Raw genomic sequence first — 21,004 nt, 5'->3', positions numbered from 1 at the left:
AGTATCAACTATTTATAGAAGAAAAATTAAAGTTTGATTTCAATGTCAACGCCCGATGGAAGTTCAAGACGCATAAGCGCATCAACTGTTTTCGGTGTTGGGTTAACGATGTCGATCAAACGTTTGTGTGTACGCATTTCGAACTGCTCACGAGCATCTTTGTACTTGTGAACGGCACGAAGTACTGTGTAGATCGCTTTCTCCGTTGGGAGTGGGATCGGTCCAGATACAGTAGCACCAGAACGTTTTGCTGTGTCGACAATCTTCTCAGCCGATTGATCAAGCACGCGGTGATCGTATGCTTTCAAACGGATCCGAATTTTTTCATTTGCCATGTTGTTTCCCTCCTTTTCGCCTATTTCGTAAATAGACATTCTCCGCGGAAATTTCCACACTAGCCATGGCAATGCCGCCTGGTGTGTCATAACCTCCCGCTTCATCGCGTTGTGTTTGTGACCAACATATTCTAGTTTACTTAATTCCAAGCAAGAATGCAAGCAAAATAAATTAGAACTTGTTTTCAAGTCTCTCACCACTCGCACAAACACTTTCCTCAGTATATAAGATGTCTGACCATGTTGCAAGACTGTTTTTCAGAAAACAAAAAAAGGTCTTCCGTCACGGGAGACGGAAGACCTTTTTGCTTAAAAATTACTCAACGATTTCTGTAACTGATCCAGCGCCTACTGTACGGCCACCTTCACGGATTGAGAAACGAGTTTCTTTTTCAAGAGCGATTGGTGCGATGAGTTCAACAGTCAATTCGATGTTGTCCCCAGGCATAACCATTTCAGTACCTTCAGGAAGTTGGCACATACCAGTTACGTCAGTTGTACGGAAGTAGAACTGTGGACGGTAGTTACCGAAGAATGGCGTGTGACGGCCACCCTCTTCTTTTGAAAGGATGTAAACTTGCGCTTTGAAAGTTTTGTGCGGTGTGATTGTGTTTGGTTTCGCGAGAACTTGTCCACGCTCGATGTCGTCACGTGATACACCACGAAGAAGAGCTCCGATGTTGTCGCCAGCTTCAGCATAGTCAAGAAGCTTACGGAACATCTCTACACCAGTACATACTGATTTTTTAGTTTCTTCGTGAAGACCAACGATTTCGATCTCGTCGTTGACTTTAAGAACTCCACGCTCAACGCGGCCAGTAGCTACTGTACCACGACCAGTGATTGAGAAAACATCCTCAACTGGCATCATGAAGTCTTTTTCAGTGTCGCGAGTTGGCTCAGGGATGTACTCATCAACAGCTGTCATGAGTTCCATGATTTTTTCTTCCCATTTAGCTTCGCCGTTAAGCGCGCCGAGAGCAGATCCTTGGATAACTGGGAGGTCATCGCCTGGGAAGTCATACTCAGAAAGAAGTTCGCGGATTTCCATTTCAACGAGTTCAAGAAGCTCTTCGTCGTCAACCATGTCGACTTTGTTCATGAATACTACGATGAAAGGAACACCTACTTGACGTGAAAGCAAGATGTGCTCACGTGTTTGTGGCATTGGACCGTCAGTTGCAGAAACAACGAGGATCGCGCCGTCCATTTGTGCAGCACCAGTGATCATGTTTTTAACATAGTCAGCGTGACCTGGGCAGTCAACGTGTGCATAGTGGCGTTTTTCTGTTTCGTACTCGATGTGAGCTGTTGCGATAGTGATACCACGCTCGCGCTCTTCTGGAGCACCATCGATTTGGTCAAACTTAGTTGCAGCTTTACCTTGTGATTTTGCAAGTACAGCTGAGATAGCTGCTGTTAAAGTTGTTTTACCGTGGTCGACGTGGCCAATTGTACCAACGTTAACGTGCGGTTTAGAACGGTCGAATTTTTCTTTACCCATTCTGAATTCCTCCTCTATGTGTCTAATAATTTTTTATAACTAGGAAGGTGAATCGTCGAATAACGTACACCTTCCTTAGCTTACACTAATCAAATAATCGTGACAACCTGTGAAGGATTAGCCGTTTGATTTTTTGATGATTTCTTCAGCAACTGATTTCGGTACTTCTTCGTAGTGATCGAAGTGCATTGAGTACGTACCGCGACCTTGTGTGCGCGAACGAAGTCCTGTTGCATATCCGAACATTTCCGAAAGTGGAATCATCGAGCGAACGACTTGTGCGTTCCCACGAGCTTCCATACCTTCAACGCGTCCACGGCGTGACGTAACGTCACCCATGATGTCTCCCATGTATTCGTCTGGGATGACGATTTCAACTTTCATCATTGGCTCAAGGATAACAGCGCCGCTCTTATCTTTAAGTTGTTTGACTGCCATTGAAGCCGCGATTTTAAATGCCATCTCGTTTGAGTCGACATCGTGGTATGAACCGAAAACGAGTGCTGCTTTAACGTCAACTACTGGATAACCAGCAAGGATACCGTTTTGAAGAGCTTCTTCGATTCCGTGCTCAACCGCTGGGATGTATTCACGTGGAACAACACCACCGACGATTTTGTTGTTGAACTCGAAGCCAGCACCTTCTTCGTTCGGCTCGAATTCTACGACGACGTGACCATACTGACCACGACCACCTGATTGACGAGCGAACTTAGAATCGATTTTCGCCGCTTGGCGAATCGTTTCACGGTAAGCTACTTGTGGAGCACCAACGTTAGCTTCGACTTTGAACTCGCGACGCATACGGTCAACGATGATGTCGAGGTGAAGCTCACCCATACCTGAGATGATCGTTTGACCAGTCTCTGGGTTTGTTTCAGTGCGGAACGTTGGATCCTCTTCAGCAAGCTTAGCAAGTGCTTGACCCATTTTATCTTGGTCGGCTTTCGTTTTTGGTTCGATTGCGACCGAGATAACTGGTTCTGGGAATGTCATTGATTCGAGAACGACGTTGTCTTTCTCAGAACAAAGCGTATCACCAGTAGTTGTATCTTTAAGACCTACAGCTGCAGCGATGTCACCAGCGAAGACCATTGGGATCTCCTCACGGCTGTTCGCGTGCATTTGAAGGATACGTCCAAGACGCTCACGTTTACCTTTTGTTGAGTTCTTAACGTATGATCCTGCCGAAGCTGTACCAGAGTACACACGGAAGAACGTTAATTTACCAACATACGGGTCAGTCATAACTTTGAATGCAAGTGCAGAGAATGGCGCTTCGTCAGTAGACTCACGAATGATCTCTTCATCTGTATCCATGTTAATTCCTGTGATTGCTTTTACGTCGACTGGTGATGGGAGGTAGTCAAGGACTGCGTCAAGCATAAGCTGAACACCTTTGTTCTTGAATGCCGAACCAACGAGTACAGGGTAGAAATCAACTGTAAGAGTCGCTTTACGGATACCCGCTTTTAACTCTTCGATTGAAATTTCCTCGCCCTCGAGGTATTTCATCATCATTTCTTCTTCGTAATCCGCAACAGCTTCGATTAATGATGCACGAAGTTCTTCAGCTTCGTCTGCGAATTCTGCAGGGAAACCATCCGTTACTTCGATATCAGTACCGATGTCGTTACCGTACATGTATGTTTTCTTTTCAACGAGGTCGATGATTCCTTTGAATTCATCTTCAGCGCCGATTGGAATTTGGATTGCGTGTGCGTTCGCTTGAAGGCGATCGCGGAGCGTTCCGACCGAGTACAGGAAGTCTGCACCGATTTTATCCATTTTGTTTACGAAAACGATACGTGGTACGCCGTAAGTTGTAGCTTGGCGCCATACTGTCTCAGTTTGTGGCTCAACACCAGACTGAGCATCAAGTACTGCAACCGCACCATCAAGTACACGGAGTGAACGTTCAACTTCAACAGTGAAGTCTACGTGTCCAGGAGTATCGATGATGTTTACGCGGTTACCTTTCCATTGTGCAGTTGTTGCTGCCGATGTAATCGTGATTCCACGTTCTTGCTCTTGCTCCATCCAGTCCATTTGTGAAGCACCTTCGTGCGTTTCACCGATTTTGTGGATACGACCCGTGTAATAGAGGATACGCTCAGTCGTTGTTGTTTTACCAGCATCGATGTGGGCCATGATCCCGATATTACGGGTGTTCTTAAGGGAGAATTCTCTTGCCATCTTTAAACATTCTCCTTTCGCATTTTAATTTAGTGTACGTGCGTTGCCACACGTCATGACTATACCCGAAAGCCACCTCATATTTCCATACAAAATGGCATAGATGAGGTGGTTAATTCCGGATTTACCAGCGGTAGTGAGCAAACGCTTTGTTCGCTTCCGCCATTTTGTGCATATCTTCGCGCTTCTTAACAGAAGCACCAGTGTTGTTTGCAGCGTCCATGATTTCATTAGCAAGACGAGCATCCATAGTTTTTTCGTTACGGAGACGTGAGTAGTTCACGAGGTAACGAAGTGCAAGTGTCGTACGGCGCTCAGGGCGGACTTCGACAGGAACTTGATAGTTAGCTCCACCTACACGGCGTGCTTTTACTTCAAGAACTGGCATGATGTTGTTCATCGCCTCTTCAAAAACTTCCATTGCATCGCGACCTGAACGTTCAGCGATAGCTTCGAAAGCTTTGTATAAGATTTGTTGAGCAGTACCTTTTTTACCATCTAACATAAGACGGTTGATAAGGCGGGTAACGAGTTTAGAGTTGTAGATCGGATCAGCCATTACATCACGACGTTCTACTTGACCTTTACGTGGCATTCCGAGTCCCTCCTTTCATATAGTGAGGTGATATCTTCAGATATCTAGATTATTTTTTTGCTGCTTTTGGACGTTTAGTACCATATTTCGAACGACCTTGCATACGGCCGTCAACACCAGCTGTATCGAGTGCACCACGAACGATGTGGTAACGTACCCCTGGTAAGTCTTTTACGCGGCCTCCGCGAATAAGAACAACACTGTGTTCTTGCAAGTTGTGGCCGATACCTGGGATGTAAGCTGTTACTTCCATTGTGTTCGTCAAGCGTACACGTGCGTACTTACGAAGAGCCGAGTTCGGTTTCTTCGGAGTCATTGTACCTACACGAGTACAAACACCACGTTTTTGTGGTGAGCTGATGTCAGTACGAGCTTTAATGAAGCTGTTGTACCCTTTGTTCAGCGCTGGCGAATCTGATTTCACAACTTTTGATTGACGTCCTTTACGGACCAATTGATTGATAGTAGGCATCTTTGAGATCCTCCCTTCCTGAATTCATGACAAGTTTCAAAACCACCGAGCCGGGTGGTTCATCGAAAGTCATAATGAAACGTTTTGCGTGGCTCAGGCATTCCATCGCCACACAAAACGTATTATCAAACTTTCTTAATGGCAACAGCAGTTGCCGCGACATCGATTCCACAAACCTTACCAAGCTCAAGCTTAGAAGGCACGCTCACAACCGGAACGTTAGCTTGTTTCGCCGCATCCAGCAATGCTTGTTTTACGTGTTCATCTGCGTCATCCGCGATGATCACTTCCGACGCCTTGCCAGATCGCAATGCTTTGAGCGTTTGCTTTTGACCGACAAACTTCAAATCTGCGCCGACTACTTTTTTGTAAGACATGAAGATATCCTCCAAAATAACACGGCCGGTTGGCAACACTATATCATAGTAGCACCGCCATACCGACGTGTCAAGGCGTTTTATTCTACAGGAGAATCTGCTTCTACAGGTGCTTCACCAGCTACTTCGAGTCCGATTTGACGGTAACGTGTCATTCCTGTACCAGCTGGAACTAGTTTACCGATAATAACGTTCTCTTTCAAGCCGCGAAGGTAGTCGCTCTTCCCTTTGATTGCTGCATCCGTAAGGACACGAGTAGTTTCCTGGAACGAAGCAGCTGATAGGAACGAGTCTGTCTCAAGCGATGCTTTTGTAATACCAAGGAGAACTGGTTTAGCGGAAGCGAGTGCTTTTCCTGCACGGAGCGCTTCTTTACATGCTTCTTTAAAGGTACTGATATCAACGAGTGAACCAGGGAGAAGTGTTGTCTCACCTGACTCGATGACGCGAACGCGGCGAATCATTTGACGAACCATGACCTCGACGTGCTTGTCACCGATTTCAACTCCTTGCATCCGGTATACTTTTTGAACTTCCTGAAGAAGGTAGTTCTGAACACCAGATACACCTTTAACGTTTAAGAGTTCTTTCGGATCAATCGATCCTTCTGTGAACACTTGACCGGCAATGACTTCTTCACCGAGTTGGACACGAAGACGCGATCCGAATGGAATCGTGTATGTGCGTGTTTCGCTCAGACCTTGAATCGTCAATTCACGTTTGTCACGCGACTCTGTAAAGTCGATGACTTGTCCGTCGATTTCCGAGATGACCGCTTGACCTTTCGGATTACGGGCCTCGAACAACTCTTGGATACGTGGAAGACCTTGCGTGATATCATCTCCGGCAACCCCACCTGTGTGGAAGGTACGCATTGTAAGCTGCGTTCCTGGCTCACCGATTGATTGTGCCGCAATGATTCCGACTGCTTCACCGACTTCAACATCGTTACCCGTTGCAAGGTTACGTCCGTAACATTTCTTACAGACACCATGACTCGTGTTACAAGTGAAGGCAGTACGAATTTCAACGTTGTCGATACCAGCGTCCGTAATTGTACGCGCGATATCTTCGTCGATGAGTTCGTTAACAGAAACAAGAACTTCTCCCGTTTCCGGGTGAACGACTTTTTCGAATGCCGTACGTCCGACGAGTCGGTCGTAAAGACTTTCGATTTCTTCCGTTCCTTCGCGAAGAGCCATGACACGGATACCACGATCCGTTCCACAATCATCTTCACGAATGATAACATCTTGCGCTACATCAACGAGACGACGAGTCAGGTAACCTGAATCGGCAGTTTTCAAGGCTGTATCGGCAAGACCTTTACGCGCACCGTGCGTCGAGATGAAGTATTCCTGAACCGTCAGACCCTCACGGAACGAAGATTTGATCGGGAGCTCGATGATCCGTCCACTTGGAGCGGCCATGAGTCCACGCATCCCTGCAAGCTGCGTAAAGTTTGATGCGTTACCACGGGCACCAGAGTCACTCATCATGAAGATCGGGTTTAGACGGTTGAGGGATTTCATCAGACGAGACTGAATTTCATCCTTCGCGTCGTTCCACGACTTGACGACACGCTCATAGCGCTCGTCTTCCGTGATGAGACCACGGCGGTACGATTTCATAACGCGATCCACGTTATCTTGTGCTTCGACCAGGATTTCCTGTTTGTCCGGGAGTACGATGATATCCGAGATACCAACCGTGATACCGGCACGTGTCGAGTGTTTGAAACCAAGGTTTTTCATGCGGTCGAGCATACGGCTCGTCTCCGTCGTTTCGAAACGTTTGAAGACTTCCGCGATGACATTTCCAAGGAATCCTTTTTTGAATGGCTCAATGATTGGACGGTTCTTGATTTCAGCAGCAACATCCGTTCCATTTTCAAGGAAGTACTTCTCAGGCGTTGCTTCCTGTAAGTTACTCATTGTTGGCTCATTCAAGTATGGGAAAGTCGTTGGGAGGATCTCGTTGAAGATCAACTTACCGACAGTCGTAACAAGTAATTTCTCGTTTTGTGATTCTGTAAACGTCGGGTTCTTAAGAACGCCGGCAGGAATCGCAACACGTGAATGGAAGTGAACATACCCATTTTGGTAGGCGATGAGTGCTTCATTCACAGTCGAGAAGATTTTACCTTCACCGATCGCGTTTTCGCGTTCGAGTGTGAGGTAATAGTTACCGAGGACCATATCCTGCGATGGTGTAACAACAGGCTTACCGTCTTTCGGGTTCAAGATGTTTTGTGCAGCGAGCATGAGAAGACGTGCTTCTGCTTGTGCTTCTGCAGAAAGTGGTACGTGGACCGCCATTTGGTCACCATCGAAATCGGCGTTGTAAGCCGTACATACGAGTGGGTGAAGGCGAATCGCGCGACCCTCGACAAGTGTTGGTTCGAACGCCTGAATACCGAGACGGTGAAGTGTCGGTGCACGGTTCAAGAGAACCGGATGCTCGCGGATGACTTCTTCAAGTACATCCCAGATTTCAGGTTGAACGCGTTCGATTTTACGTTTCGCACTCTTAATGTTTGGTGCGATACCACGTGAGACGAGTTCTTTCATGACAAACGGTTTGAAGAGCTCAAGGGCCATTTCTTTTGGAAGACCACATTGATACATCTTCAAGTTTGGACCAACGACGATAACCGAACGACCAGAGTAGTCGACACGTTTACCGAGTAAGTTTTGACGGAAACGTCCTTGTTTCCCTTTCAACATATGTGAAAGAGATTTAAGTGGACGGTTACCTGGTCCAGTGACCGGACGGCCACGACGACCATTATCAATCAAGGCATCAACCGCTTCTTGTAACATCCGTTTTTCATTCTGAACGATGATGTTCGGAGCGCCAAGGTCAAGAAGACGCTTGAGACGGTTATTACGGTTGATAACACGACGGTATAAATCGTTTAAATCTGATGTCGCGAAACGTCCACCATCAAGCTGGACCATCGGACGAAGTTCCGGCGGGATGACTGGCAATACTTCGAGAACCATCCATTCCGGGTTGTTGCCTGAGTTGCGGAAAGCATCTAAGACTTCAAGACGTTTGATCGCACGTGTACGACGTTGTCCTTGAATCATTCGAAGGTCTTCACGTAAACCAGCTACTTCTTTTTCGAGTTCAACGTCGCGGAGCAATTTACGAACTGCTTCCGCACCCATTTCAGCTGTGAATGAGCTACCGAATTTCTCACGGTATGCACGGTATTCTTTTTCTGAAAGGAGTTGTTTTTTCTCGAGTGTCGACTCGCCCGGATCTGTAACGACGTACGATGCGAAGTAAATGATCTCTTCGAGCGCACGTGGTGACATATCTAAGACAAGACCCATACGACTTGGGATTCCTTTGAAGTACCAAATGTGCGAAACCGGTGCTGCGAGCTCGATGTGACCCATGCGCTCACGACGGACTTTCGACTTCGTGACTTCAACGCCACAGCGGTCACAAATGATTCCTTTATAACGGATTCGTTTGTATTTCCCACAGTAACATTCCCAGTCTTTCGTTGGACCAAAAATCCGTTCACAGAACAAGCCATCTTTCTCTGGCTTGAGCGTACGATAGTTGATCGTCTCCGGCTTTTTCACTTCCCCGAAAGACCACGAACGGATCTTTTCGGGGGAAGCGAGGCCGATTTTCATATATTCAAATCTATTAACATCTACCAAGGGGTGGACCTCCCTTTCGCTTATTCCTCTTCAGTAACAACTGGTGCGACAGGCGCTTGAACTTCTTCGAGTGCTGGAGTCGCGTTCGGGATGTTGTCCTCGTCGTCGTCCTTCATTTCGATCTCTTCGTCCTCAGCAGACATCATCTTAACGTCCATACCAAGTGATTGAAGTTCTTTAATGAGAACTCGGAACGATTCCGGTACGCCCGGTTGCGGTACATTTTCGCCTTTAACGATCGCTTCATACGCTTTAACACGACCGATCGTATCATCCGATTTGATCGTTAAGATCTCTTGGAGTGTATACGCGGCACCATATGCTTCAAGTGCCCAAACTTCCATCTCTCCGAAACGCTGTCCACCGAACTGGGCTTTACCACCGAGCGGCTGTTGCGTAACGAGTGAGTAAGGACCCGTCGAACGTGCGTGAAGCTTATCATCGACCATGTGGGCGAGTTTAATCATATACATGACACCGACCGAGATGCGGTTATCAAACGCTTCACCTGAACGACCGTCATAAAGAACAGTCTTCGCGTCGCGATCCATACCGGCTTCTTCAATCGTTGCCCAAACATCTTCCTCACGTGCACCATCAAATACCGGTGATGCGACTTTGATTCCGAGTTGGCGTGCAGCCATACCAAGGTGAAGCTCGAGCAACTGCCCGATGTTCATCCGTGATGGTACACCAAGTGGGTTCAACATGATGTCGATTGGTGTGCCGTCTGGCATGTACGGCATGTCTTCTTCTGGCAAGATACGTGAGATAACACCTTTGTTACCGTGACGACCTGCCATTTTATCTCCTTCGTGAATCTTACGTTTTTGAACGATGTACGCACGGATCAACTGGTTGACACCAGGAGATAGTTCGTCGCCGTTATCACGATCGAAGATTTTGACGTCAAGGATGATACCGTCGCCGCCGTGTGGTACACGGAGTGATGTATCACGCACTTCACGTGCTTTTTCACCGAAGATTGCATGTAACAGGCGTTCTTCAGCTGTCAATTCCGTTACGCCCTTAGGTGTAACTTTACCAACTAAGATATCCCCATCTTTTACTTCAGCACCGACACGAATGATTCCGCGGTCGTCGAGGTTTTTCAGGGCGTCGTCACCGACGTTCGGAATATCACGAGTGATTTCTTCCGGTCCGAGTTTTGTATCGCGTGATTCACATTCGTATTCCTCAATGTGGATCGACGTGTAGACATCATCTTTCACAAGACGTTCGCTCATGATGACGGCATCCTCGTAGTTGTAACCATCCCATGTCATGAAACCGACGAGTACGTTACGACCGAGCGCAAGTTCCCCACCGTCCATTGATGGACCATCTGCAAGAATCTCGCCTTTATCGACAGGATCGCCTGCTTTGATGATTGGTTTTTGGTTATAGCACGTTCCTTGGTTAGAACGAATGAATTTTTGGATTTTATAACGATCAAGTTCACCTTGAACGATGTTGCCATCGACTTCCGTCGTACGACGGACAAGGATTTCACGAGCCGTTACGCGCTCAGCGATACCAGAGTGTTTTGCAACAACGGCAGCTCCTGAGTCTTTCGCAGACACGTACTCCATCCCAGTTCCAACAATCGGAGATTCTGGATCGAGAAGTGGTACGGCCTGACGTTGCATGTTCGCTCCCATGAGGGCACGGTTCGAGTCATCGTTCTCAAGGAACGGAATACATGCTGTCGCTGCCGAAACAACCTGTTTCGGAGAAACATCCATGTAATCGACACGTGATGGCTCAACAGACAAGTTTTGTCCACGGAAACGTGAGAGGACGTGTGTATCTTGGAACGTCTTCTCTTCCGTCAACAACATGTTTGCCTGCGCAACGACGTAGAGATCTTCTTCGTCTGCCGTCATGTAGTGAATTTCATCCGTGACAACACCCGTTTCCGGATTGACACGGCGGTATGGTGCTTCGATGAAACCATACTCATTGACTTTCGCGAACGAAGACAGTGAGTTGATCAAACCGATGTTTGGTCCCTCTGGCGTTTCGATTGGACACATACGGGAATAATGCGAGTAGTGAACATCTCGAACTTCAAAGCCAGCACGCTCACGTGTCAAACCACCGGGTCCGAGAGCAGATAGACGACGTTTGTGCGTCAACTCAGCGAGCGGGTTTGTTTGGTCCATGAACTGTGATAACTGTGAGCTACCGAAGAACTCTTTAATTGACGCGATAACAGGACGAATGTTGATCAATGCCTGTGGCGTGATCGCATTCTGATCTTGAATCGACATACGTTCCTTAACGACACGTTCCATACGTGAAAGACCAATACGGAACTGGTTTTGGAGCAATTCACCGACAGAACGGAGACGACGGTTACCAAGGTGGTCGATATCGTCTGTTGTTCCTACTTCATGCAACAAGTTGAAGAAGTAGTTGATTGCAGCAATCATGTCAGCAGGCGTAATGTGCTTGATGTCACGATCGATGTTACCGTTACCGATGATATTGATGATGCGTTCACCTTCAGCATCGTCCGGTGCGAACACCTTGATCGACTGTAAGTTGAAGGCTTCGCCTTGTGTTACGCCGCCAGTTGGCGTCGCTTCGATGTAACCGACAGATCCTTCAAGGAATGGCAAGACTTTGTCGAGCATACGACGGTCAAGAACCGTTCCAGCTTCTGCGATTACTTCACCTGTTTCCGGGTCAACGAGCGTTTCCGCAAGCTTTTGTCCGAACAGACGATTTTTTAAATGAAGCTTTTTGTTAATTTTATAGCGACCAACGTTTGCCAAGTCGTAACGTTTCGGGTCGAAGAACCGTGACACGAGAAGTGCTTTCGCATTTTCAACTGTCGGTGGCTCACCCGGGCGTAGACGCTCATAGATTTCGATGAGGGCTTTTTCCGTTGATTCTGTATTATCTTTTTCAAGCGAATTCCGGAGGTACTCATCATCTCCAAGGAGATCGATGATTTCCTGATCCGTACCGAAACCAAGAGCACGTAAAAGAACCGTTACAGGAATCTTACGCGTGCGGTCGATTCGGACATATACGATATCTTTCGCATCTGTCTCAAGTTCGAGCCATGCTCCACGGTTCGGGATGACCGTTGCCGAGAATCCACGTTTACCGTTCTTATCTAACTTATTGTTGTAATACACACTTGGCGAACGAACAAGCTGAGAAACGATAACTCGTTCCGCACCATTAATAATGAATGTTCCCGACTCCGTCATAAGCGGGAAGTCACCCATGAAGACTTCTTGTTCCTTCAATTCACCCGTCTCTTTGTTTTGAAGACGGACTTTAACGCGCAGTGGTGCCGAATAGGTCACGTCGCGTTCTTTCGATTCATCAATCGAATACTTCGGCTCACCGAGCGAGTAATCGATGAATTCTAATACGAGATTTCCTGTGAAGTCGGAAATCGGCGAAATGTCATGAAACATCTCACGAAGACCTTCCCGTAGGAACCATTCGTATGAATTCGTTTGAATCTCAATTAGATTTGGAAGTTCTAATACTTCGCTGATACGTGCATAGCTTCTTCTCTGACGGTGACGACCGTACTGAACAAGTTGACCAGTCAACTGATTCACCTCTCAGACCCACTTCTTCTTCTAGAGAAGGACGGGTGTAATATCGAACATTGAAGCCATTTTTTGACCGATAAGCGCAAAAAAGCGACGTCTTGTCTACTCAATCATCTGTAGTCGAGAACGCCAGCTACTTTCAACCTGCTTATCCAAAAATCACTCCAATGGCATTTTATAATACTATCATAGACACAACACAAGGTCAACGACAAATCACCCGATTTGTCAAGACCGAATTGATTTAAATATTGAATACCCTTTATCGCGGGTTACTGTCTCGCAAGAACCGAAGACCTCTTCCATCAGTTTCTTCGCTGATGGCCCCCCTTGTTTTTTCTGAATGACGACCCAGAGGGCGCCCCCTACTACGAGGTGATCATAAGCTTCACGTAAAATCCGATGAACAACTGCTTTTCCTGCCCGAATCGGTGGATTCGTCACGATCGCTGCAAATGTCTCATCACCTACGCCAACATACCCGTCACTTACACCGGTCGTCACGGAAACACCATTCGCACGTGCATTTTCAGCCGCTAGTTCAAGTGCCCGTTCGTTAACATCAACGAGTTTCGCGTCACGCCCGGTCGCTTTTGCCAGTGAAATCCCCATCGGCCCATATCCGCAACCGACATCTAGAATCGCACCCGGTACATCCGGCTCAACGAATGCCTCAATCAATAGACGCGAACCAAAGTCGACGCCACCTTTTGAGAACACACCGTGGTCCGATGTGAAGCGGAACGTTTCGCCGCGTAAGACGAACTCCCATGATTTCGGATCTCGTTTTGAGGAGGGATCATTCGTGTAATAATGGTCTGCCATGTTTCCTTCCCCTCTCTTGATTAAAGATGAAAACAAAAGAAGCCCGCAAAGCGAGCTTCTTTTGTCTGCGGAAGAAGAAAATTACTTAACTTCTACGCTTGCGCCAGCTTCTTCAAGCTTAGCTTTGATTGCGTCAGCGTCTTCTTTCGAAACGCCTTCTTTAACTGGAGCCGGAGTTCCGTCAACGAGTGCTTTCGCTTCTTTAAGACCGAGGCCTGTCAATTCGCGAACTGCTTTGATGACGTTGATTTTACCAGAACCTGCGCTAGTAAGGATTACGTCGAATTCAGTTTGCTCTTCAGCTGCTGCTGCGCCTGCACCTGCTGCTGCTACTGGAGCTGCTGCTGATACGCCGAATTCTTCTTCGATTGTTTTTACGAGTTCGTTAAGTTCAAGAACAGTCATGCCCTTGAGGTCTTCGATAAATTGCTCTTTGTTGAAAGCCATTATGGTTTTCCTCCTTTGATTTAGCCCACGTTGGGGTTTGAAAAATTGTGTGTTTGCCTATCCCGCTAAGCGGACATTAAGCAGATTGTTCTTCTTTTTGCTCTGCGATTGCGTTCGTTGCCACCGCGAGACCGCGGATTGGCGCTTGAAGCACGCTGAGGAGCATTGAAAGGAGACCTTCGCGTGATGGAAGTTCTGCAAGGGCTTTGACATCTTCTACTGAAGTGACTTTGCCTTCGATGATACCACCTTTAAGTTCGAGAGCCTTGTGTTCTTTAGAGAAGTTGTTCAAGATCTTAGCTGGCGCGATAACGTCTTCATTGCTGAATGCGATCGCACTAGGACCAGTGAATACTTCGTCAAGACCTTCAAGGTTGCTTTGAACTGCTGCGCGGCGAAGGAGACCGTTTTTGTAAACTTTGAATTCAACACCCGCTTCGCGGAGTTGTTTACGAAGTTCAGTGACTTCGTCTACTGTGAGACCACGGTAGTCGACGACGATTGTTCCAGCGCTCGCTTGCATTTTCTCAGCGATCTCAGATACGAGATCCGCTTTGACAGCGATAACTTTTTCGTTTGCCATTTCTGTTGCACCTCCTGGTAAATAAATTGTACCGGCGCGAGGGGCTGCTCGATTTCAAATAAAAAGCCTCCTTCTGCAGGGCAGAGGAGGCGTAATCGTCAAAAAGGATACCTGAACAAACAGGCTCTCTGAGCAAGAACACCTCGGAAGGGTTTAAGCTCAATCGTTGAGCACCTTCTGTCTACGGTATGTCGAATATATCAACGTTTTATACTGTAACAGCGTTCTTAGAACGTTGTCAAGTTCGTTTTAGACGAAATTATTTCGCGAAGTCAGCTGAAGATACTTTAACACCAGGACCCATTGTAGAAGCGATCGCGATGTTTTTAAGGTAAACACCTTTAGCAGTAGCAGGCTTAACTTTTACGAGAGTTTCCATAACGGTAGTGATGTTTTCAACCAACTTCTCGTTATCGAATGATTTTTTACCGACAGGAACGTGGATGTTACCTGATTTGTCGACACGGTACTCAACTTTACCAGCTTTGATATCGTTGATTGCTTTTGTGACGTCAAATGTAACAGTTCCTGTTTTCGGGTTAGGCATGAGGCCTTTAGGTCCGAGAACACGACCGAGTTTACCAACTTCACCCATCATGTCAGGTGTCGCAACGATAACATCGAAGTCGAACCATCCTTTTTGGATTTTAGCGATATACTCAGAATCACCAGCGTAATCTGCTCCAGCAGCTTCCGCTTCTTTCAATTTCTCACCTTTCGCGAAGACGAGAACGCGTTGTGTTTTACCAGTACCGTGTGGCAATACGACTGCTCCACGGATTTGTTGATCTGCTTTCTTCGGATCGACTCCGAGACGAACAGCAAGTTCGATCGTTTCATCGAATTTCGCTGTTGCAGACTTTTTAGTTAAGTCTACAGCTTCAGCGAGTTCGTATGAAACCGTACGATCGATAAGTTTAGCAGCTTCTTTGTACTTCTTACCCATTTTAGGTTCCTCCTTTGTGGTTGTGCGGAAAATCCTCCCACATAATGAAAGGGTAGCAAGGCTTCAATTAACTATCCGCCTGCGACCCTCATCGTTGTTCATTGTAATTCGAAAGACTTAGTCTTCGATTACGATACCCATAGAACGTGCAGTACCTTCAACCATCAACATCGCTGTTTCAACAGATGCTGCGTTGAGGTCTGGCATTTTCGTTTCAGCGATTTCGCGAACTTTGTCACGTTTGACAGTCGCTACTTTCTTACGGTTAGGCTCGCCTGAACCGCTCTCGATTCCAGCTGCTTTCTTCAAGAGAACTGCTGCTGGTGGAGTTTTAGTAATAAACGTAAATGAACGATCTTCAAAAACCGTGATGACTACAGGGATAATCAAGCCGGCTTGGTCTTGTGTACGAGCGTTGAACTCTTTACAGAAGCCCATGATGTTCACACCTGCTTGACCGAGTGCCGGTCCAACTGGTGGAGCTGGGTTTGCTTTGCCCGCAGGAATTTGAAGTTTAACTAGTTTCATAACCTTCTTCGCCACGAGACACACCTCCTTAATTCTTTAATGTGGTTTAATTGGACGTTGCGCGTCCTCCCACTCATTCTATTCGACGAGTTATTTATCGAAATAAGCACAACATCAAACAGGAAAAATTGTACCATTAAAACAAAACATTCGCAATAGGAAACTTAATCGATTTTTTCAACTTGTGAAAAATCGAGTTCTACTTTCGTTTCGCGACCGAACATATCTACAGAAACTTTCATTTTTTCTGTTTCTGTATCAAGCTCTTCAACCGTTCCTTCAAGGTTCTCGAAGGCACCCTCTTTGATTCGGACGATTTGACCGAGTGAGTAGTCATAACGACTCTTCATGTCGACAAGTCCCATTGAACCAAGGATGTTTTCAGCTTCTTCAGGAAGAAGCGGCGTCGGTTTCGATCCACCACCCACTGAACCGAGGAATCCGGTTACGTTCGGTGTGTTACGAACAACATACCAAGAATCATCCGTCATGACCATTTCAACGAGGACATACCCCGGGAAAATCTTAACTTCACGCTCTTTGATTTTTGTTTCGCCTTTTTTATTCGTTACTTCTTCCTGTACCGTTTCAATCGGAACGAGTACACGGAAGATTTTCTCGTCCATGTTCATAGACTCGATCCGACGTTCAAGGTTAGCCTTGACGTTGTTTTCGAATCCAGAGTACGTTTGGACGACAAACCACTGTTTATCCATGGTACGCCACCTCTTCTTTTACTTAATCAACCAACTCATGAGTGCGCTGAGACCAGAATCGATACCAAAGATGAAGACGCCCATGAAGATAACCATACCGATTACCGTCAATGTGTACTTCGTCAATTCTTTTCGTTTTGGCCAGCTCGTCTTTTTCAGTTCATTCCATACGTCACGCAAAAATTTCATCGTACTTTCCCTCCAGGATGTATTAAATCGGGATAGATGAAGCCTTATTTCGCTTCTTTATGAATCGTATGCGCGTTACAACGCCGACAGAATTTTTTCAATTCCAAGCGGACTGTGACATCCTCTTTTTTCATCGTCGTATAATCGCGGGCACCGCAAATATCACAAGCAAGGCCTACTTTCTTCGCCATCTCAAAAGACCTCCTTCTTTGCCGCTCTCTCTCTCGAACGGAGGAGATTCCTCCAAAAAAGAGCGTAAAAAAAAACGCCTATGAGCGGCGTCTCGCTAGTAAGGCGCTATTTATACAGTAGCATACGGTAGTCGGATTGGTCAATCCACCTCGCGGTTAGACAATCAACTCACGTGCCTCGAGGTATCGCTCCAGTTTCCGTTTGACACGCTGTAACGCGTTATCAATTGATTTGACGTGGCGATCGAGATCATCCGAAATCTCTTGGTACGTTCTTCCGTCGAGATAAAGTGCCAACACTTTTCGTTCTAAGTCACTAAGAATTTCATCCATCTTCGTTTCGATATCTGCATACTCTTCTCGGTTGACGATCAAGATTTGCGGATCCGATGGTGCCGTTGAAGTGATGATATCAAGCAACGTCCGTTCAGAAGATTCATCATCATAAATTGGTTTATCGAGCGAGATGTACGAATTGAGCGGAATATGTTTTTGACGGGTCGCCGTCTTGATTGCCGTGATCATTTGCCGTGTGATGCAGAGTTCGGCAAATCCTTTAAAAGAAGCCAACTTATCAGTCCGGTAGTCACGTACTGCTTTGTATAGGCCAATCATACCTTCTTGAATGATATCTTCGCGGTCCGCACCAATCAAAAAATATGACCGGGCCTTCGCACGTACGAAGTTACGATAGCGCTCGATCAAAAATTCAAGGGCATCGCTATTATCGAATACCTTCGCTTGTTCCACAAGCGCCTCATCAGACATGCACTCAAACTGGTCGAACGAAACCAAACTCATCCTTCATCCCTCCAAGCTTCTATGACGAACTAATCAATTGCCTACAATTATACAATAATTTCCTATCCTGCGACAGTGAAAATTGGCATGACCTCTTTTTATCTGTATTTCGCCCTTAAAAAAACCGCCTTCTCGACAGGTATGAACTGAACCCTGAATGGTGGACACTTGATAAAAGACCCCATTCGGGGTTTTTTGTGTTTAAAGATATCGATATACTGTATCTATTCAATTTAGACGGGAGAATTATTCATGAACAGACGTACCTTCAATCCAGATCAAATCAGACAACTTGAAGCGAATCTTCACGTAGCCTCGGTATCAGATCGTACGATTCAATATAAAGGAGAATTTAAGATTCACGCTGTACGTGAGAATTTAGCTGGTAAGCGACCGATACAAATCTTTGAAGAAAGCGGCTTTGACCTGGACATGATCGGTAAGCGAACAACGAACGAAGCGTTGAAACGATGGCGGAAGACCTATCGCATTTATGGAGAAGAAGGACTCTTGAATGAGAGACGTGGAAAATCAAATCTTGGAGGTCGACCGAAAAAAGATGATTCCGTCGAACGACGCCTTGCGAAAGCTGAAGCACGAATCAAGTACCTCACAGCGGAGAACGAATTACTAAAAAAGCTCGACGCTCTCGAAAGAGAGGCGAAGTATCGAAACTAACCGCATCTGAGCGCTATCAGGCAATCAATATTGTCTTACGGAAACAATCATCGGGCCGATTCGTGACGGACCTATGTACGCTCGCTGAAGTGAGCCGCAGTGGTTATTACGCCTGGCTCGCACGTACGGATAGTGTTTCCCTTCGGGAAGAACGCGACTATGCGGACTACCTACTTCTAAAACGTGTTCATGATCGTCACAAGGGAAAAATCGGCTATCGTGGTCTTTACATGGAGATGCTTGATGTCATTGGTGGACCGATGAATCATAAACGTATTTTGCGTATCATGAGGAAGTTTGGAATCGTGACGAAAATCCGTAGGCAGAACGCTTATCGTAAAATCGCTAAAGCGACATATGAACATAAGACTGTACCGAACCACTTGAACCGTCGGTTCGATCAAGATGAGCCTGGTAAGGTATTCGTCACAGACATCACTTATCTCCGTATTGGATCTGGTCAAACTGTTTATCTCTCTTGTGTGAAGGATGTCGCTACACGTGAAATTATGGCACATCATCTATCTACAAGCCTCCATATGGAACTAGTCCTTCATACAACGAATAAACTCGCAGAACGACTTCAAGGGAATATACACCCGGAAGCCATGATACATTCCGATCAAGGATTCCATTATACGCATCCTGCTTATCAAACACGCATCCGTGAGATGGGAATGCTTCAATCCATGTCCCGTAGAGGAAACTGCCTGGATAATGCCCCGATCGAATCGTTCTTTGGGCACTTGAAAGATTATGTCGATTATAAATTAGCATCTGACCTCGATGAGGTCTGTGCCATGGTCGATGCTTACATTGATTATTACAATAGCGAACGAAGACAATGGAAACTACAAAAGATGACTCCGGTACAATACCGAAGCCATCTCATAGCAGCTTAATACGTTAAGGGTGCTTTTATTAAACTGTCCAAACTCTAGGGCTCAGTTCAGTACGTCAAGAAAACGGTTTATTTTTAAGGGGAGACCCCCTTACTGATCTGAATTTTTTCTTCTTCGGATTTGTTCAAGCCGTTCGATGACATCTGCCGGCAAATCGATAGTCGACCGCGGTTTCTTGCTCGTCTTCGACATCGTCGTCTGTCCCTGAATGACGGCGACCGCTGCTTTCCAGTCCCGTCTCAACTCTTGTGCCGAGATGCGGAGTGCGCCGAGCGTAAAGATCACCCATTGTTCCGTGAAGTCGTTCGTCGCGACCGTCAGCTTGACACGGATGTCTTGTAACCACTCGGCTGCCGTTTTTTCTATCCATTCGTCAGCAGTTTCATTCTCGCGTGTATAAATGACCTCGAGTCCACTCTTTTTTAAGCGTGACTCGCGCCCTGGCTGAAGATAGGCATCAAAGACGATGGTGACACTAATTCCTGTCACTGCCTGATATTCCGCCATTGCATCGACCAATCGTTCCCGTGCTAATTCAAAATCTTGCTCCCGCAATGTCCGGAATTCCGGCCATGCGCCAATGATATTGTAGCCATCAACGATCAGACGGTCATATTTCATCGCGCGTACGGCTTTCTCGTCCGGTACACTTCATACAATAAGAGTGACGCGGCAACGGAAGCATTGAGTGACGTGACATGGCCCGCCATCGGAAGGTGGACAAGGAAATCACATTTCTCTCGGACGAGGCGACTCATCCCTTTTCCTTCACTACCAATGACGATTCCAAGCGGCATCGTTCCGTCAAGCGTCCGGTAATCATCACTTTCACGCGCATCCGTCCCGACGAACCAAAGTCCTTTTTTCTTGAGGTCTTCCATCGTCCGCGTTAAGTTCGTCACGCGAACGACCGGAATATGCTCGATTGCACCCGTCGATGCTTTTGCGACGACTTGTGTCAATCCGACCGAGCGCCGTTTCGGAATGATGACCCCGTGCGCACCGACAGCGTCTGCCGTCCGAAGAATCGAACCGAGGTTATGCGGGTCTTCCAGCTCGTCGAGTAAGACGATGAGTGGTGTCTCATCCTTCTTCTCTGCTAGGGCAAAGATATCGTCGAGTTCCGCGTATTCATAGGCGGCAACTGCCGCAACGACACCTTGGTGGTTGTCGCTCCCTGTCAGACCATGCAGTTTTGAACGGGGGACGATTTGAATTTGGACATTCGCTTCTTGCGCCATCGCATGGATGACGGCGAGTGGACCTTTTTGTTGACCTTCCTGGATAAAGAGTTTATTCATTTCGCGTCCACTTCGTAACGCTTCGAGAACGGGATTTCGTCCGTAAAGGAAATCCTGCCCTTCCGCGAGTGGTTCGATGACGACCGGGTCCTCTTGTTTCTTTTCAACACGTTTTCGTTTTTCGCCAGTCTTAGGGCGCTGTCCTTGATCGACTGGG

20 protein-coding genes and 1 other annotated feature are annotated in these 21,004 nt (G+C 46.7%); of the genes, 1 reads left to right on the top strand and 19 read right to left on the bottom strand.

What is annotated here, in order from left to right; all coding sequences use genetic code 11:
- Positions 1-26 precede the first annotated feature (26 nt).
- From rpsJ to sigH, 17 genes are all read right to left on the bottom strand, one after another.
- A complete protein-coding gene (gene rpsJ / locus AC0VYQ_RS00675; RefSeq protein ID WP_029332258.1) occupies positions 27-335 on the bottom strand; it encodes a 30S ribosomal protein S10 in 309 nt (102 codons plus the stop codon).
- 316 nt (positions 336-651) lie between these two features.
- Positions 652-1,839, bottom strand: coding sequence for an elongation factor Tu (gene tuf, locus AC0VYQ_RS00670; protein WP_088836007.1), 1,188 nt, complete (start codon positions 1,837-1,839; stop codon positions 652-654).
- Positions 1,840-1,956: 117 nt separating this feature from the next.
- Positions 1,957-4,035 carry an elongation factor G gene (gene fusA, locus AC0VYQ_RS00665; protein WP_475403988.1) on the bottom strand — a complete coding sequence of 693 codons (2,079 nt, stop codon included), beginning with the start codon at positions 4,033-4,035 and terminating at the stop codon, positions 1,957-1,959.
- Positions 4,036-4,159: 124 nt separating this feature from the next.
- Positions 4,160-4,630: a 30S ribosomal protein S7 gene (gene rpsG, locus AC0VYQ_RS00660; protein ID WP_012369005.1), complete on the bottom strand. Its 471-nt coding sequence runs from the start codon at positions 4,628-4,630 to the stop codon at positions 4,160-4,162.
- A 49-nt stretch (positions 4,631-4,679) separates the two neighbouring features.
- Positions 4,680-5,102: a 30S ribosomal protein S12 gene (gene rpsL / locus AC0VYQ_RS00655; protein WP_012369004.1), complete on the bottom strand. Its 423-nt coding sequence runs from the start codon at positions 5,100-5,102 to the stop codon at positions 4,680-4,682.
- A gap of 125 nt (positions 5,103-5,227) precedes the next feature.
- Positions 5,228-5,479 (bottom strand): ribosomal L7Ae/L30e/S12e/Gadd45 family protein, encoded by a 252-nt coding sequence (locus AC0VYQ_RS00650; RefSeq protein ID WP_029332255.1) that lies wholly within the window; start codon positions 5,477-5,479, stop codon positions 5,228-5,230.
- 80 nt (positions 5,480-5,559) lie between these two features.
- Entirely contained in the window at positions 5,560-9,159 is a 3,600-nt protein-coding gene (rpoC, locus tag AC0VYQ_RS00645) for a DNA-directed RNA polymerase subunit beta' (protein ID WP_088836005.1), read from the bottom strand.
- A gap of 20 nt (positions 9,160-9,179) precedes the next feature.
- Entirely contained in the window at positions 9,180-12,737 is a 3,558-nt protein-coding gene (gene rpoB, locus AC0VYQ_RS00640) for a DNA-directed RNA polymerase subunit beta (protein WP_088838389.1), read from the bottom strand.
- Positions 12,738-12,968: 231 nt separating this feature from the next.
- Positions 12,969-13,565, bottom strand: coding sequence for a class I SAM-dependent methyltransferase (locus AC0VYQ_RS00635; RefSeq protein ID WP_088836004.1), 597 nt, complete (start codon positions 13,563-13,565; stop codon positions 12,969-12,971).
- 81 nt (positions 13,566-13,646) lie between these two features.
- On the bottom strand, positions 13,647-14,012 hold the full coding sequence (gene rplL, locus AC0VYQ_RS00630) for a 50S ribosomal protein L7/L12 (protein ID WP_012368999.1): 366 nt from the start codon (positions 14,010-14,012) through the stop codon (positions 13,647-13,649).
- A gap of 76 nt (positions 14,013-14,088) precedes the next feature.
- The gene (gene rplJ / locus AC0VYQ_RS00625; RefSeq protein WP_029332251.1) at positions 14,089-14,595 is read right to left on the bottom strand and encodes a 50S ribosomal protein L10; all 507 of its coding nucleotides are present in this window, start codon (positions 14,593-14,595) and stop codon (positions 14,089-14,091) included.
- A gap of 50 nt (positions 14,596-14,645) precedes the next feature.
- Positions 14,646-14,800: a sequence feature (ribosomal protein L10 leader region), on the bottom strand.
- A gap of 54 nt (positions 14,801-14,854) precedes the next feature.
- Positions 14,855-15,541, bottom strand: coding sequence for a 50S ribosomal protein L1 (gene rplA / locus AC0VYQ_RS00620; RefSeq protein ID WP_029332250.1), 687 nt, complete (start codon positions 15,539-15,541; stop codon positions 14,855-14,857).
- Between the two features lie 117 nt (positions 15,542-15,658).
- A complete protein-coding gene (gene rplK / locus AC0VYQ_RS00615; protein ID WP_012368996.1) occupies positions 15,659-16,084 on the bottom strand; it encodes a 50S ribosomal protein L11 in 426 nt (141 codons plus the stop codon).
- A 149-nt stretch (positions 16,085-16,233) separates the two neighbouring features.
- Positions 16,234-16,785 carry a transcription termination/antitermination protein NusG gene (gene nusG, locus AC0VYQ_RS00610; protein WP_088836003.1) on the bottom strand — a complete coding sequence of 184 codons (552 nt, stop codon included), beginning with the start codon at positions 16,783-16,785 and terminating at the stop codon, positions 16,234-16,236.
- Between the two features lie 18 nt (positions 16,786-16,803).
- Positions 16,804-16,974 (bottom strand): preprotein translocase subunit SecE, encoded by a 171-nt coding sequence (secE, locus tag AC0VYQ_RS00605; protein ID WP_029332248.1) that lies wholly within the window; start codon positions 16,972-16,974, stop codon positions 16,804-16,806.
- Between the two features lie 44 nt (positions 16,975-17,018).
- Positions 17,019-17,165: a 50S ribosomal protein L33 gene (gene rpmG, locus AC0VYQ_RS00600; RefSeq protein WP_029332247.1), complete on the bottom strand. Its 147-nt coding sequence runs from the start codon at positions 17,163-17,165 to the stop codon at positions 17,019-17,021.
- A gap of 156 nt (positions 17,166-17,321) precedes the next feature.
- The gene (gene sigH, locus AC0VYQ_RS00595; protein WP_088836002.1) at positions 17,322-17,966 is read right to left on the bottom strand and encodes an RNA polymerase sporulation sigma factor SigH; all 645 of its coding nucleotides are present in this window, start codon (positions 17,964-17,966) and stop codon (positions 17,322-17,324) included.
- Positions 17,967-18,218: 252 nt separating this feature from the next.
- On the opposite strand from sigH, the gene AC0VYQ_RS00590 reads away from it, so the two are divergent.
- Positions 18,219-19,546, top strand: a protein-coding gene (locus AC0VYQ_RS00590; protein ID WP_475403374.1) for an IS3 family transposase whose coding sequence is annotated in 2 segments (ribosomal slippage) — positions 18,219-18,588 and positions 18,588-19,546 — 1,329 coding nt in all. Because the reading frame shifts where the segments join, the coding sequence is not laid out codon by codon here.
- A 90-nt stretch (positions 19,547-19,636) separates the two neighbouring features.
- Here the strand turns inward: AC0VYQ_RS00590 and AC0VYQ_RS00585 are convergent.
- Both AC0VYQ_RS00585 and rlmB read right to left on the bottom strand, forming a co-directional pair.
- Complete coding sequence (locus AC0VYQ_RS00585; protein WP_088836001.1) at positions 19,637-20,167, bottom strand: NYN domain-containing protein; 531 nt, start codon at positions 20,165-20,167, stop codon at positions 19,637-19,639.
- Complete coding sequence (gene rlmB, locus AC0VYQ_RS00580) at positions 20,164-20,925, bottom strand: 23S rRNA (guanosine(2251)-2'-O)-methyltransferase RlmB (RefSeq protein WP_088838388.1); 762 nt, start codon at positions 20,923-20,925, stop codon at positions 20,164-20,166. The genes AC0VYQ_RS00585 and rlmB overlap by 4 nt, the downstream gene beginning before the upstream one ends.
- Positions 20,926-21,004: the final 79 nt, after the last annotated feature.

The organism is Exiguobacterium sp. QJM3NY_9 (assembly GCF_056173545.1).
This window is presented reverse-complemented; position numbering and strand designations above follow the sequence as displayed.